10 protein-coding genes are annotated in these 14,669 nt (G+C 64.3%); 9 read left to right on the plus strand and 1 reads right to left on the minus strand.

The features are described 5' to 3' along the window. Positions 1 to 62: 62 nt before the first annotated feature. The 6 genes from ACHWUQ_RS20050 to ACHWUQ_RS20075 all read left to right on the plus strand — a co-directional run bounded on the left by ACHWUQ_RS20050 (position 63) and on the right by ACHWUQ_RS20075 (position 9,976). Positions 63 to 2,150: a bifunctional 3-phosphoshikimate 1-carboxyvinyltransferase/cytidylate kinase gene (locus ACHWUQ_RS20050; protein ID WP_239811408.1), complete on the plus strand. Its 2,088-nt coding sequence runs from the start codon at positions 63 to 65 to the stop codon at positions 2,148 to 2,150. 201 nt (positions 2,151 to 2,351) lie between these two features. Further along, positions 2,352 to 4,034: a 30S ribosomal protein S1 gene (gene rpsA, locus ACHWUQ_RS20055; protein WP_021027334.1), complete on the plus strand. Its 1,683-nt coding sequence runs from the start codon at positions 2,352 to 2,354 to the stop codon at positions 4,032 to 4,034. A gap of 126 nt (positions 4,035 to 4,160) precedes the next feature. Next, complete coding sequence (locus ACHWUQ_RS20060; protein WP_021027333.1) at positions 4,161 to 4,487, plus strand: integration host factor subunit beta; 327 nt, start codon at positions 4,161 to 4,163, stop codon at positions 4,485 to 4,487. A gap of 224 nt (positions 4,488 to 4,711) precedes the next feature. Then, positions 4,712 to 6,346: an alkaline phosphatase D family protein gene (locus ACHWUQ_RS20065; RefSeq protein WP_394682237.1), complete on the plus strand. Its 1,635-nt coding sequence runs from the start codon at positions 4,712 to 4,714 to the stop codon at positions 6,344 to 6,346. A 115-nt stretch (positions 6,347 to 6,461) separates the two neighbouring features. Beyond that, entirely contained in the window at positions 6,462 to 8,387 is a 1,926-nt protein-coding gene (locus tag ACHWUQ_RS20070) for a gamma-glutamyltransferase family protein (protein ID WP_394682238.1), read from the plus strand. A 209-nt stretch (positions 8,388 to 8,596) separates the two neighbouring features. Then, positions 8,597 to 9,976, plus strand: a complete 1,380-nt coding sequence (locus ACHWUQ_RS20075; RefSeq protein WP_394682239.1) for a YdgA family protein — start codon at positions 8,597 to 8,599, stop codon at positions 9,974 to 9,976. 129 nt (positions 9,977 to 10,105) lie between these two features. On the opposite strand, the gene ACHWUQ_RS20080 is transcribed toward ACHWUQ_RS20075, so the two are convergent. Beyond that, the gene (locus ACHWUQ_RS20080; RefSeq protein WP_239811403.1) at positions 10,106 to 10,690 is read right to left on the minus strand and encodes a DUF2242 domain-containing protein; all 585 of its coding nucleotides are present in this window, start codon (positions 10,688 to 10,690) and stop codon (positions 10,106 to 10,108) included. Positions 10,691 to 11,037: 347 nt separating this feature from the next. Between ACHWUQ_RS20080 and ACHWUQ_RS20085 the strand changes: the two genes are divergently transcribed. From ACHWUQ_RS20085 to ACHWUQ_RS20095, 3 genes are all read left to right on the plus strand, one after another. Beyond that, positions 11,038 to 11,916 carry a peptidoglycan DD-metalloendopeptidase family protein gene (locus tag ACHWUQ_RS20085; RefSeq protein WP_394682240.1) on the plus strand — a complete coding sequence of 293 codons (879 nt, stop codon included), beginning with the start codon at positions 11,038 to 11,040 and terminating at the stop codon, positions 11,914 to 11,916. A gap of 288 nt (positions 11,917 to 12,204) precedes the next feature. Then, positions 12,205 to 13,041 carry an META and DUF4377 domain-containing protein gene (locus ACHWUQ_RS20090; RefSeq protein ID WP_239811401.1) on the plus strand — a complete coding sequence of 279 codons (837 nt, stop codon included), beginning with the start codon at positions 12,205 to 12,207 and terminating at the stop codon, positions 13,039 to 13,041. 336 nt (positions 13,042 to 13,377) lie between these two features. Beyond that, complete coding sequence (locus tag ACHWUQ_RS20095; RefSeq protein WP_394682241.1) at positions 13,378 to 14,658, plus strand: MFS transporter; 1,281 nt, start codon at positions 13,378 to 13,380, stop codon at positions 14,656 to 14,658. Positions 14,659 to 14,669: the final 11 nt, after the last annotated feature.

A 14,669-nucleotide genomic window follows, 5' to 3' on the forward strand; every position in this document is an offset into this window, starting at 1 on the left:
TTGTGACCACTGCGCCGCCTGCACTGCAGGCCAGGCGCCACCATCCCACCGCAGAGCCCGCCATGTTCTCCACTGCATTTCTCGATATCCCCGCCTTGCAAAGCGCCCATGGTGAAGTGCAGCTGCCCGGCTCCAAGAGCATCTCCAACCGGGTGCTGCTATTGGCCGCATTGAGCGCGGGCACGACCACCATCCATGACCTGCTGGACTCCGACGACACCCAGGTGATGCTGCGCGCGCTGGAGCAACTGGGCTGCGCCGTGGTGCGCAGCACCGATCCGGCCCACCTCAACAGCTACCACATCACCGGTATTGCCGGCCAGCTGGCGCCTGCGCTGGCGGCCCGCAGCACCGCGCTGTTCCTGGGCAATGCCGGCACGGCCATGCGGCCGCTGACCGCAGCGCTGGCCCTGCTGGGCGGCCACTTCGAGATGAGCGGCGTGCCCCGCATGCACGAGCGCCCCATCGGCGACCTGGTCGATGCGCTGCGCCAGCTGGGCTGCCAGATCGACTACCTGGGCAACGACGGCTTTCCGCCGCTGCGCATCCAGCCGGTAACAGCCGCGCAGCTGCAGCTGAACACGCCCATCACCGTGCGCGGCGATGTCTCCAGCCAGTTCCTCACCGCGCTGCTGATGGCACTGCCCTTGGTGGCCACGCGCCAGGACATCGTCATTGAAGTGGCCGGCGAGCTGATCTCCAAGCCCTATATCCATATCACCCTGGAGCTGCTCAAGCGCTTTGGCATCCAGATCAAGAACGAGCAGTGGCAGCGCTTTACCGTGCTGGCCGGCAGCCGTTACCAGTCCCCGCACGAGATCCATGTCGAGGCCGATGCCTCGTCGGCCAGCTACTTCATCGCGCTGGGTGCCATTGCTGCCAGCAAGGGCAGCAAGCCCAATGCGCAGGGCGGCACCTCCACGGTGGACCGTGTCGTCAAGGTCATGGGCGTGGGCGCGCAATCCATCCAGGGCGATATCCGCTTTGTCGATGCCGCGCGCGCGATGGGCGCTGCCATCACCAGCGGCCCCAACTGGCTGGAGATCCGCCGGGGTGCCTGGCCGCTGCAGGCCATCGACATGGATTGCAACCACATCCCCGATGCGGCGATGACCTTGGCGGCAATGGCGCTGTATGCCAACGGCACCACCACCTTGCGCAATATTGCCAGCTGGCGCGTCAAGGAAACCGACCGTCTGGCGGCGATGGCCATCGAGCTGCGCAAGCTCGGCGCCGTGGTCGAAGAAGGCGCGGATTATCTGCGCATCACGCCGCCGGCCAACCGCGAGGCCTGGAAGCCCGCCAGCATCCACACCTATGACGACCACCGCGTGGCCATGTGCTTCTCGCTGGCCGCCTTCAACCCGGCCGGCCTGCCGGTGCGCATTGAAGACCCCAAGTGCGTGGCCAAGACGTTCCCCGGTTACTTCGAGGCCATGTTCTCGGCCGTGCGCGCCGTGCCCGGCTCGGTCCCGGTGATCTGCATCGACGGGCCCAGCGCCTCGGGCAAGGGCACGGTGGCCTCGGCCGTGGCACAGCAGCTGGGCTACCACCTGCTCGACTCGGGCGCGCTCTACCGCATCACCGGGCTGGCGGCCCTGCGCGCCGGCATTCCGATCGATGCCGAGCATGCCAGCCAGATTGCCGCGTTGATTTCGCAGATGGATATCCAGTTCGGCGCCGACCAGCGCGTGCGCCTCGATGGCGAGGACATCAGCCTGGCCATCCGCAGTGAAGAAGCGGGCACCAACGCCTCCCTGGTCTCCGCGCTGCCCGCCGTGCGCCAGGCGCTGGTACAGGCCCAGCACGATTTTCGCCAGCTGCCGGGCCTGGTGGCCGATGGGCGCGACATGGGCACCGTGATTTTCCCGCTGGCCCCTTTGAAGGTCTACCTGACGGCCAGTGCAGCCAAGCGCGCCGAGCGCCGCCATAAACAGTTGATTGAAAAAGGAATACCAGCTACAATAGCCGACCTTCGTGCTGACTTGGAGGCCCGCGATGCGCGCGACATGAACCGCGCCACCGCCCCCTTGCATGCAGCGCAGGATGCATTCTTGCTGGACAACTCCGAGATGAGCGTGGACAACGCGGTCGCTCAGGTGCTGTCCTGGTGGGAAAAGCGACAGCCGTTTGGCAAAGAACAGGCCTGAAGCGCCCCGCGCGCCTCGCACCTGCCTTTGGCGCCGGTGTTACCCGCCCCTGCAGCCTTCTACTGGTGGATCTAGCCGCCATGGGTTGCCGGGTTGTTTAACTTTGAACCCCGTGGTGTCACAACCACACAACCTGCACGGCCAGCCTTAAAAACGTCAGCAATGGTGCTGCCGGAAACCTGCCCGTGTCTAAGGAAATACATGTCTGAATCTTTTGCCGCCCTTTTTGAAGAGTCGTTGACACGCACCGAAATGCGTCCTGGCGAAGTGATCACTGCTGAAGTCGTGCGCGTTGAGCACAACTTCGTGGTGGTGAACGCCGGCTTGAAGTCCGAAGCCTATGTGCCAATCGACGAATTCAAGAACGACCAGGGCGAAATCGAAGTCCAAGTGGGCGACTTCGTGTCCGTGGCCATCGGTTCCATCGAAAACGGCTACGGCGACACCATCCTGTCGCGCGACACCGCCAAGCGTCTGGCTTCCTGGCTGGCCCTGGAAAAGGCGCTGGAATCGGGCGAATTCGTGACCGGCACCACCTCCGGCAAGGTCAAGGGCGGTCTGACCGTTCTGGTCAACGGCATCCGTGCCTTCCTGCCAGGCTCGCTGATCGACACCCGTCCGATCAAGGACCTGACCCCTTACGAAAACAAGACCCTGGAATTCAAGGTCATCAAGCTCGACCGCAAGCGCAACAACGTGGTGCTGAGCCGCCGCGCTGTGGTGGAAGCCTCGATGGGCGAAGAGCGCGCCAAGCTGATGGAAACCTTGAAGGAAGGCTCCATCGTTCAAGGCGTGGTCAAGAACATCACCGAATACGGTGCGTTCGTGGACCTGGGCGGTATCGACGGCCTGCTGCACATCACCGACATGGCATGGCGCCGCGTGCGTCACCCATCCGAAGTGGTGACCGCTGGCCAGGAAATCACCGCCAAGATCCTGAAGTTCGACACCGAAAAGAACCGTGTCTCGCTGGGTCTGAAGCAAATGGGCGACGATCCATGGATGGGCGTGTCGCGCCGTTATCCATCGAGCACCCGTCTGTTCGGCAAGGTCACCAACATTGCCGACTACGGCGCGTTCGTGGAACTGGAACCAGGCATCGAAGGTCTGGTGCACGTGTCCGAAATGGACTGGACCAACAAGAACGTTGCTCCTTCCAAGCTCGTGACCCTGGGCGACGAAGTCGAAGTCATGGTTCTGGAAATCGACGAAGACAAGCGTCGTATCTCCCTGGGCATGAAGCAGTGCAAGGCCAACCCATGGCAGGAATTCGCGCAGAACACCAAGCGCGGTGACCGCGTCAAGGGCCCGATCAAGTCGATCACCGACTTCGGCGTGTTCGTGGGCCTGGCCTCCGGCATCGACGGTCTGGTGCACCTGTCTGACCTGTCGTGGAACGAAACCGGCGAAGCCGCAGTTCGTAACTACAAGAAGGGCCAGGAAGTGGAAGCCATCGTGCTGGCCGTGGACGTGGACCGTGAGCGTATCTCGTTGGGCATCAAGCAGCTCGACAGCGATGCATTCACCACGTTCGCTACCGTGAACGACAAGGGCCAGATCGTGACCGGCAAGGTCAAGTCTGTGGATGCCAAGGGCGCTGAAATCGACCTGGGCGACGACATCGTCGGCTACCTGCGTGCCTCCGAAATCTCGGTGGACCGCGTGGAAGACGCACGTTCCGTGCTCAAGGAAGGCGATGAAGTGACCGCCGTGGTGACCAATGTGGATCGCAAGAGCCGCAGCATCTCCCTGTCCATCAAGCAGAAGGACCACGCTGAACAGCAAGAAACCATGGCTTCGCTGTCGCAGCAATCGTCCAAGGAAAATGCTGGTACCACCAGCCTGGGCGCACTGCTGCGCGCCAAGCTGGACGCCGACAAGTAATTGACGGCTCCGCTACCGGCTCATGCCTTGCCAGCCTTGGTATAGTCGGTAGCTTGCAGACAAGGTGGGCGCCCAGTGCGCCCACCAACGCTTTGACTATTTGATTCACGAAGATTCCACATTCGTATGACCCGATCCGATCTGATTGAAGAGCTTGCCGCTCGCTTCCACCAGCTGACACAGCGGGATGCGGAGCAGGCCGTCAAAACGATTCTGGAGGCCATCGAAGACTCGCTGGTACGCGGACAGCGCATCGAGATCCGTGGCTTTGGCAGCTTCACCATCACCCACCGCCAACCCCGCCTGGGCCGCAACCCACGCAGCGGCGAAGCCGTGCAGGTGCCCGCCAAGCGCGTCACCCATTTCAAGCCCGGCAAGGCCTTGCGCGAATCGGTGGACGACCCCAGCAACATCCTGACCTCGACCGCCAGCCCCAAGAACAACGACGAATAAGCGCTGGCTGAACCACCCGGATGGCCCATCTGCCCCAGGCAGTTAGAAGCCAAACCAACGAACGCTCCTTAAGGAGCGTTTTTTATGCCCGCCATTCCCCACGCTGCACTGATGTCACCGAGGTACCTGTGCAGCATGCTGCGGATCGGCGCCAGCGCTATGCTGCGCTATTCCACCGTCGACCTATGCCGCAGCAACACCGACCCGGCCGCCAAAACCACGATTTGGATCAAAACCTGGCCCGGCACCCCAACCGGCGCCAATGGCTGCAAGGCCTGGGCGCCTTGGGCCTGGCCGCCCAGTTGCCGGCCATCGCGCAGGCGGGTAGCGATGCCCCGCTGCCCATGGCGCCTTGGCCGGTCTCGGAGCAGCTGTTTGGCCTGGGCGTGGCCAGTGGCGAGCCCGATGCCAGCAGCGTGGTGCTGTGGACGCGGCTGCTGCCCAGTGCCAGCACACCTCTGCTGCGCCCGGTGGAGGTGCACTGGGAATTGGCCCATGATGCGCAGTTCCGCCAGATCCTGCGCCGGGGCGAGGCCATGGCCAGCCCAGACGGCGGCCACAGCGTGCATGTGCTGGCCCAGGGCCTGGAGGCCGGCCGCTGGTACTACTACCGCTTTCACTGCCAGGGCCAGACCAGTGCCACCGGCCGCACCCGCACTGCGCCTGCCGCCGGTGCTGCGGTGGCGCAGCTGCGCCTGGTCTATGCCTCCTGCCAGCGCTGGGAACATGGCTACTACGCCGCCTGGCGCCATGCCCGCGAGGACGATCCCGACCTGGTGGTCTTTCTCGGCGATTACATCTACGAATATGCCTCGCCCGCATCTGCGGCCAAGCAAAAAAGCAGCCATCTCGCGCGGCTGCAGCCGCTTGTCCATGCCGCAACACTGCAGGATTACCGCGACCGCTATGCGCTGCACAAGAGCGATCCGGATCTGCAGGCCATGCATGCCCACTGCCCCTGGCTCGTGACCTGGGACGACCACGAGGTCGAAGACAACTATGTGGGCGACTATGGCGTGGGCAAGACCCAGGCCTTTGCCGCCAAGCGCATGGCCGCGTACCAGGCGTTTTACGAGAACATGCCGCTGCGCGCCTCAGTGGCCTGCAAACAGGCGGGCCTGGCCCTGCCCCCAGCCCACACGCCGCTGTACCGCCAGCAAAGCTGGGGCGCGTTGGCCGATATGTGGGTGCTCGATGCACGCCAGTACCGCGATGCCCAGGCCTGCCGCGCAGCGACAGAAAAAAGTCCGGCCTCGGTCAAGGCCGCAGACTGCGCCGATCTGGCCCGCAACAGCCGCAGCTTTCTGGGCTGGGAGCAAGAGCGCTGGCTGGCGGCGCAGCTGGCGGGCAACCGCGCGGACAAGCCCCAGAGCCGGCGCTGGAGCGTTATCTGCCAACAAACCCTGTTGGCCGCGCGTAACTTTGCCAGCGGCCGCAGCAGCGCCGATACCTGGGATGGCTACCCCGCCGCGCGCCAGCGGCTGCTGCGCGCGGTGGCTGAGGCGCAGCTGCGCAACACCGTGCTGCTGGGGGGCGACATCCACCAGAACTATGTCTGCCGCATCCAGGACCTGGAGAGCGCCACCCCAGAGCGCGTGCTGGCCAGCGAATTCTGTGGCACTTCGATCAGCTCGCACTCCGGCACCACCCAGGCCCGGGTCGACGCCATCGTGGCCCGCAACCCCCATGTCATGCTGGCCCGCTGCGATGAACGCGGCTATGGGCTCTGCGATATCACCCCCAAACTCTGGACCACCCATCTGCGCGTCATTGACCAGCCGCAGTACGCGAACAGCGGCGCACACACCTTGGCCCGCTTTGTGGTGGAGGACCAGGTGGCTGGGCCGCAATGGGCCTGATCCTGTAGTCCTGCGCGGCCAACATTCTGCAACGTCCCAGCCGCTCTGTCCGCTACGCCTGCGGCGGCAAAGCGGTTAGCATGCCAGACATTGCCGCCACAACAAGGAGATCGCCATGCCACGACTGTCCCCGGGGTCACGCACCCGCCGCCCGCATCTACTGCCATCCCGCACGACGACCAGCCGCTGGCCGCTGTCTCTGGCAGCAGTGGCGACGGCAGCGCTGCTGGCCGCCTGCAGCAGCCAGCCCCAGCTGCAATACCAGCCCCCGTCCGCCTCTGACCAGCCCGAAGGCAGCTCTGGCTGGACCGACAAACCCGGCTGGGCCACCGAGCAGTACGCGGTAGCTGCTGCCAACCCCTTAGCCACCGATGCCGGCTACCAGGTGCTGCAGGCCGGGGGCTCGGCGATCGATGCAGCCATTGCGGTGCAACTGGTGCTGGGCCTGGTCGAGCCCCAGTCGAGCGGCATCGGTGGTGGTGCCTTCTTGCTGCATGCACAAGGCAGCCAGGTCGAAGCCTATGACGGCCGCGAGGTCGCACCGATGGCGGCCGATGAGAACCTGTTCATGCGCGATGGCAAGCCCATGGCCTTCCACGACGCCGTCGTGGGCGGCCGCTCGGTCGGCGTGCCCGGCGCCATCCGCATGCTGGAGATGGCGCACAAGGAGCATGGCAAGCTGCCCTGGGCGAGCCTGTTCGAGCCCGCCATCCGCCTGGCTACCGATGGCTTCAAGGTCAGCGCACGGCTCAACGCGCTGACTGCGCAGGAAAAGTTTCTGGGCCAGGATCCGGTGGCCAGCGGCTATTTTCTGGATGCCCATGGCAAGCCATGGCCCGTAGGCCATCTGCTGAAGAACCCCGAGTACGCCGCGGTGCTGCGCGATATCGCCCAGCACGGCTCCAAGGCCTTGCTGGAAGGCCCGGTGGCCGAGGCCATGGTGCGCAAGGTGCAAGGCCATGCCACCAACCCCGGCAAGCTCAGCCTGGCCGATCTGGCCGCCTACCAGCCCGTCAAGCGCCAGGCGCTGTGCAGCGATTACTCGCCCAGTGCCGCTGGCGCCCCGGCCAGCCAGCCCGCATCCACCCGCAGCTACCGGCTGTGCGGCTTTCCGCCCCCCAGCTCGGGCGGCATCGCGGTGGCGCAAATCCTGGGCATCATGGCCAACACGCCGGCCGGGCAAATGGGCCTGGACGCCGGCGGCCTGCCCAGTGCCGACTGGCTGCACCTCTACGCCGAGGCCTCGCGCCTGGCCTTTGCCGACCGCAACCAGTACGTTGCCGACCCGGCCTTCGTCGGCGCACCCGCCGGTGACTGGTCCAGCATGCTGCGCCCGGACTACCTGGCCCAGCGCGCCCGGCTGATTGGCGCGCGCAGCATGCAGCAAGCCCAGCCCGGGCGGCCAGGCAGCGTTCAGCTGGCCTATGCCAGCCAGCCCTACCAGCAGGAATACGGCACCAGCCACATCAGCATCGTGGACCGCTACGGCAACGCCATCGCGATGACCACGACCATCGAAGACCAGTTCGGCTCGCGCCAGATGGTCAACACTGGGCGGGGTCTGGCCGGCGGCTTCCTGCTCAACAACGAACTGACGGATTTCAGCCTGGCACCGCGAGATGCGCAGGGCCAGCCCATCGCCAACCGGGTCGAGCCCGGCAAGCGCCCGCGCTCGTCGATGGCACCCACCCTGGTGTTCGACAAGGCCACCGACCGTCTGGTGATCAGCGCCGGCAGCCCAGGCGGCGCCTGGATCATCCACTTCACCACCAAGACCTTGTACGGCATGCTCAACTGGGGCTTGATGCCGCAGCAAGCCATCAACCTGCCCAACTTCGGCAGCCTCAACGGCCCCACGGTGCTGGAGGAAAAGCGCTTCCCCGCTGCCACCGTGCAGGCCCTGCAGAACCGTGGTGCCGAAGTCAAGGAGCAGAACCTGACCAGCGGCCTGCAGGCCATCTCGCGGGGCGAAGCCCATGGCAAGTCCTGGTGGTTTGGTGGTGCTGACCCACGCCGTGAGGGCATTGTGATGGGCCAGTAAGCGGGCCGCATGGGGTGGACAACGGGCCGCTTGCGGCCCGTTGGGGTGTCTGGCCATCAAGGATCGCTACACCTGGTCACATTGGCTGCGGGCTGTGCATTGCCGGGGTTGCGAGCCGCCCTCTACAATGCGGGCTCCACGCAAGACGCAGCATCCAAGCACTACACAAGCTGCGCCAACACAGTTTCAAACCGCAGAGGGGAAAACAGATGAAAAAACTAGGCATCGGCATTGCCGCAGCCGTGGCCGTGCTGGCCGCGGGCGGAGCCACCACCGGCTACCTGGTGGGCAACCGTATCGAAGAAGGCTTTGCCACCGCCGCCAAGGAGTGGAGCAAGCCGCCGCTGCTGGTACAGGTGCAGGATTACCAGAAAGGCATCTTCTCATCGACCGCCCACACCTTGTGGACGGTGGATACCGGCGAAGAAAAGCTGCAGTTCACCGCCCAGCATGACATCAGCCACGGCCCGCTCCCGATTGCGCACCTGGCCGAAATCGTCTCCACCTTTGCGATCAATCCCGATGCCCCGCCTGAGTGGGTGGTGGCCTTCAAGGACAAGGCACCGCTGGTCTGGAAGAGCAAGGTGGGCTGGTCCAAGAGCACCCAGAACGAGGTGACCTCGCCCGCCTTCAATGGCGAATTCGGTGGTGACAAGCTCGCATTTGGCGGCTTCAAGTCCGATTTCGAGATGTCCTCCGATTTCAGCCGCATCAAGGGCGATGCATCGATGCCCAGCCTGCTGGTGCAGCCCAAGCCCGGTGAGGAAGATGACGGCCAGACCGCCGATATGCTGATGAGCGGCAACACCATGCGCTTTGACATGCACCAGCCCAAGGGCCAGGAGTTCATGGTGGGCAGCATCGAATGGGCGTTGGCCAGCCTCAAGCTCACCCCCAAGAGCGGCGAAGGCCCAGCCGAGCTTGCCGATCTGAAGCTGGCCGCAGACACCCAGCTGCAAGGCGAGGTGGTCAACACCACCATCAACACATCGATCAAGTCCTTTGTGCAGAAGGACCACAAGATCGACGACATGGTGATGGACCTGGGCCTGCACAACCTCGATGCCGGCTGGCTGAACCAGTTCACCAAGGAGTCGCAGAAGATTCAGGGCGATCCGCAAGCCATGCAGATGCTGCTGATGCAGGGCATGCAGCAGCTGCTGGCCCGCAAGCCCGAGCTGGAGGTCAAGCGCATCAGCTGGCGCACCGCCGAAGGCACGGCCGAGGTGGCCGCATCGCTGTCCTACCAGGGCGATGCCGCCAAGCCGCTCAACCCGATGACCGATTTCAAGGCGCTGCTGCGCCTGGACATGCCCAAGCCCGTGCTGCAGTCGCTCTACGCCAGCAAGGTGCGCGAGACCTATGTGCTGGAGAACGAAGGCTCGGACGACATCGATGACAAGCAGATCGACAGCGCCGTGCAGCAGGATGTGGACGCGCGCCTGGCCGGCCTGGTGGACGCGGGCTTGTTGGTGGACAACAAGGACCGCATGGCCAGCGAGCTGCAATGGACCGATGGCAAGCTGCAAGCCAATGGCAAGCCGCTGGACCAGAACGGCATGATGGGCCTGCTGTCCGCGATGCCCTGAGCGGCGGCAAACGGCGAAAATCAGCGAGGCCAGCAATGGCCACTGCAAAAGACAAGCCCGCCATCTTCCACGATGGCGGGCTTGTCTTTTGCTGCTTTGGCGACGCGGCACACGGGCCGCTGCGCCGGATTACTCGACGAACTCTTCGTCGCCGGTCAGGCTTTGCTGGCGCAATTCATCGTCCTGGCGCAGGTAGGATTTGATCAGGTCAAAAAAACTGTCGTAGAAGGTGGCTGAGCTCACGGTCTCGCTGGCCACCTTCACCATCGAATCGTTGCCGGCGGAAAAAGGCAGCGACAGCGAACCCAGGGCACCGACTCCCACGCTGGCAGAGTTGCTGCTCTTCTTGAGGTTGTAGGTGTCCTTGAGCGCCGACACAAAGCCCAGGGTCACCTTGCCGTCCTTGCTGTCGGCTGCGCAGACCACGCGAATGGTGATGATCTGGTGGTTGTCCGTGGCGGGCTGGAAGCTCTTTTGCCCCTCCACCTCTTTGCCCTTGGCCACATTGATCAGGTAGCCCTGGCTCAGCAGCGCACGGCGGGCGGCCTCGCAGGCCCGCTCGGGCGGCGCATCAAAAAGGCGCGAATAGGTGGACGACGATCCGAAGGTTTCGTGGGCTACGACGTTGTAGCGATGGCTGTCGGTGTCGCGGTCGAGGCTGCCACAACCCGAGACCGCAAGCGCCAGTGCCGCCACCAACGACCAGCCCGCCAAAGGGCGTTGAAGTTTGCAGCGGGTGGATGCAGCAAGTAAAAGTAGGTCTGAATGCTTGCCCAACATGAACGAAACGAACTCCCGAAACAACATGATGACCTGGATGACAGAGACAGGCCCAAGCGCACCACTGTAATGGATAGAGCCGGTGCAGCCTGTCAGCCAACGTCTGTATAGCACGCCCGGTGCGAAGGGCAAAGCGGCATGCTACCAGCCGTGTCCCCGGGCGCTTATAGCGGCGCTCTGGTTTACCAAATTTTGCATATTATGCGCGGCATTTGCCCAGGATGGAAAAGCACAACGCGCTATGCTTTTAAAAGCACATGCCACCACCTAGAACAACACCCATGCCCATGCCAGAACCTGCCCGCCCTACCGAGTCACCGCGCCTGCAGCGCCGCCTTTTGCTGCAGGCCGGCAGTGGCCTGGCGCTGTTGCCCTGGCTGCCCAGCGCACAGGCTGCGGCAACCGATGGCTGGCCTGCCGACTCCCGCGTTCCCGGGGGTGTGGCGCGTCTGTCGCTGGGCCCTGCGGCTGAGCGGCCGCAGGCCTATGCAGGCGATATTCCGCTGCTGGTGCTGGGCGATGCCATCGAGTGGACGGCGCTCGTCGGCATACCGCTGTCGGCCGCCACGGGCCCGGCAGAGATCAAGCTGCAAACGGCCAGCGGGCCACGCAGCATCGCTTACACCGTGCGCGACAAGAAATACAGCGAGCAGCGCCTGAAGGTTGCCCCCAAGACGGTCGACCTGTCTGCCGCCGACAATGCCCGCTATGAGCGCGAACGTGACCACCAACAAACGGTGATGGCCACGTTCAGCACGCCGCTGCCCGCGCAGATGCAACTGCCGGTGCCGGTGCCCGGCCGGCGCTCGAGCTCCTTCGGGCTGCGCCGGGTGTTCAATGGCCAGTCACGCAATCCGCACAGCGGCATGGACATCGCAGCGGCCACCGGCACGCCGGTCAAGGCGCCCATCGATGGCAAGATCATCGATGTGGGCGACTACTTCTTCAACGGCCACACCATCTGGATGGACCACGGGGGCGGCTTTCTGACGATGTACTGCCACCTGAGCGCCACCCAGGTGACCGTGGGCCAGAGCGTACGAGCCGGCGAAGTCATCGGCAAGGTCGGCGCGACCGGCCGGGTGACCGGCCCGCACCTGCACTGGGGTGTGATGCTCAACCGCAGCATGGTCGACCCTGCGCTCTTCCTGACAGCCTGACAGCCCGCCTGTGGTTATCCCAGATATCTGTGGGTCAGCATGTGGACAAGGCTCTGGACAAGATGGCAACCCATTGACTGGCTTCGATATTTTTCATGCGCCTAAGTTTTAGGCAGACACGGCTGCGACAGCCCGCATGGACTGGCTGCCAAGCGACAAGCTTGGCCTACATCCGCGCCTGCAGGCAGCCTCTACGATGGCAAGCTGAGATCGTAAACACGTTCAAGGTTTGCTTTCACCCACTGCAGCGCGCGCCCAGTGCGCTGCCTCTAATAAGGAAAACTTCATATGCAACGTTGGAAACTGATGAGCCTCAGCGCCGCGGCGGCCATGGCCCTGGCCGCCTGCAGCAGCAACCCATCGTCCACGCCTGCGGCACCTGCCCCAGGCAGCACCGCACCCGCCATGAACGCATCCTCCGCTGAAAAAACCCTGCAGGCCTACCACTGGGATCTGGAGCGTGCCGAAGACCAATCCGGCCGCCCACTGCCTGCCTTCACCGCACTGGCACCGAAGAAGGTGCTGCGCCTGGGCTTCAGCGGCGATGCCAAGACGGCGCACCGCGTGAGCATTGGCAACCTCTGCAATGTCATGGGCGCTGGCTACCAGCTCGATGGCGACAAGATCAGCATCACCAACCCGATTGGCACGATGATGGCCTGCGAGCCACCCCTGATGCAGCTGGAGCAAGCGGTGAGCGCACAGATCACGCGCGCCGAGAGCCTGCGCATCAGCCAGGACAACAACGCACCGCGCCTGACCCTGCAGTTCAACGATGGCAGCCGTTGGCTGTTGAAGTCGGTGCCCACCAACGAAACCAAATATGGTGGCGCGGGTGAGACCATGTTCTACGAAGTCGGCCCCCAGACCAAGCCATGCAACCACGGCGTTGCCAAGGGCGTGCAATGCCTGCAGGTGCGCGAGCTGCGTTATGACAGCAATGGCCGCAAAACCGTGGCCGGCGATTGGCAGCACTTCTACGGCAACATCGAAGGCTACCAACACGAACCCGGCTACAGCAATGTGCTGCGTGTGAAGCGCTACACCATTGCCAACCCGCCTGCTGATGCCTCGCGCTACGCCTACGTGCTGGACATGACCGTCGAGACCGCCAAGGCCCCTTGATGGGGCAAGCGGGTGCTGCTGACAGCGCCCGCTTACTCACCTGACATGGAGGTTTGGCAGCCCGCAGCTATCGCAGGTTAAAAGCGTCAAGCTCCATCTTCATCCCCCGCCCCCAGTCGCCCAACAGCGGTGACTGGGGGTTTGGTTTTTGCAGGCCGCATTGATGGGCGCGATGCCCGCGCACCGATGCCCCGCTTTTGGGCATGGCCTGCTTGCCGCATGGATAAGCCCAACTCTTATATAAGAGTTGGGCAGGCATGGCAGAATGGCGCCACAAACACCTATAGCCACTCAGCGGTTGCAGCAGCTGTATCTCTGCAGGCTGCGCCCCACTCCATGCCAGCGACCACTCACCCTGCCCCTCCGCCGCTGCTGCGCGACCAGCACAGCGGCTTTCTTATTTTTTTGATAGCGCGGGTCTTCGCTGTCGGCGCCACCCAGATCCAGGCCGTGGTCGTGGCCTGGCAGGTCTATGACCTCACGCGCAACCCCATGGCGCTCGCCTTTGTCGGCCTGGCGCAGTTCATTCCGATGCTGCTGCTGCTCTTGCCTGCAGGCGAGCTGATTGACCGGCTGCCGCGCAAGAAGGTGCTGGCCACCAGCTGGGCGCTGGGCAGCGTCTGCAGCGCGCTGCTGCTGTGGCTGTCGGGCCATGGCAACGCAGGGGTGGCCGGCATCTATGCGGTGCTGGTACTGTATGGCGCCACACGGGCCTTCTCAGGCCCGGCGCTGCAAAGCCTGTTGCCGCAATTGGTGCCGATGGCGCTGTTGCCCAAGGCCATCGCCACCAACAGCGTGGTGATGCGCTGCTCGGCCATTGGCGCGCCGATGCTGGGCGGGTTTTTGTATGCGGCTGGCGGGGCGGTGTGGACCTATGGCGTCTGCATGCTCGCATTTGCGATCGGCACCGGGCTGCTGCTGCGCGTCAAGGTGCTGTATGCGGCGCCCAAGGCCGCCACCGAGCCGGGCGCTGCACGCGACACGATCTGGCAGCGCTTTGGCGCGGGCATCCGCTTTATCTTTGGCCGCCCCATGGTGCTGGGCACCATCTCGCTCGACCTGTTTGCCGTGCTGCTGGGCGGCGTGGTGGCACTGCTGCCCATCTATGCCCATGAGGTGCTGCACACCGGCCCCGAGGGCCTGGGCCTGCTGCGCAGCGCCATGGCCATCGGCGAAGTTTGTGCAGGCCTTTACCTGAGCAGCCGCCCCTTTGGCACCCACGTGGGCCGCCGCATGATGCTGGCGGTGGCCGTGTTTGGCATCGCCAACCTGGTGTTCTCGCTGTCGCACTGGCTGTGGCTGTCCTGCCTGGCGCTGGCCGTCGCCGGCGCTGCCGACATGGTCAGCGTCTACGTGCGCGGCTCGCTGCTGCAATTTGCCACACCCGACAACATGCGCGGCCGGGTCAACGCGGTCAACATGCTGTTCATCGGCTCGTCCAATGAGCTAGGCGAATTCCGCGCTGGCAGCAGCGCCGCCCTGCTCGGCGCCGTGCCCGCTGCGGTGGCGGGTGGTCTGTGCTCGCTGGCGGTGGTGGCGTTGTGGACGCGGCTCTTCCCCAGCCTGTGGAAGGTGAACCGCTTCGAAGATGCGCAATATCAGTCTGCGGGCCGCTAAGACCGGGCGTT

Origin of the sequence: uncultured Comamonas sp. (assembly GCF_964277875.1) — a bacterium.
GTDB classification, from domain to species: Bacteria; Pseudomonadota; Gammaproteobacteria; order Burkholderiales; family Burkholderiaceae_C; genus Comamonas; species Comamonas sediminis.

Coding starts and splice junctions, on each gene's coding strand:
- ACHWUQ_RS20095 (WP_394682241.1), top strand. CDS start 13,378: ATGCCAGCGACCACTCACCCTGCCCCTCCGCCGCTGCTGCGCGACCAG.
- rpsA (WP_021027334.1), top strand. CDS start 2,352: ATGTCTGAATCTTTTGCCGCCCTTTTTGAAGAGTCGTTGACACGCACC.
- ACHWUQ_RS20085 (WP_394682240.1), top strand. CDS start 11,038: ATGCCCATGCCAGAACCTGCCCGCCCTACCGAGTCACCGCGCCTGCAG.
- ACHWUQ_RS20060 (WP_021027333.1), top strand. CDS start 4,161: ATGACCCGATCCGATCTGATTGAAGAGCTTGCCGCTCGCTTCCACCAG.
- ACHWUQ_RS20070 (WP_394682238.1), top strand. CDS start 6,462: ATGCCACGACTGTCCCCGGGGTCACGCACCCGCCGCCCGCATCTACTG.
- ACHWUQ_RS20050 (WP_239811408.1), top strand. CDS start 63: ATGTTCTCCACTGCATTTCTCGATATCCCCGCCTTGCAAAGCGCCCAT.
- ACHWUQ_RS20075 (WP_394682239.1), top strand. CDS start 8,597: ATGAAAAAACTAGGCATCGGCATTGCCGCAGCCGTGGCCGTGCTGGCC.
- ACHWUQ_RS20090 (WP_239811401.1), top strand. CDS start 12,205: ATGCAACGTTGGAAACTGATGAGCCTCAGCGCCGCGGCGGCCATGGCC.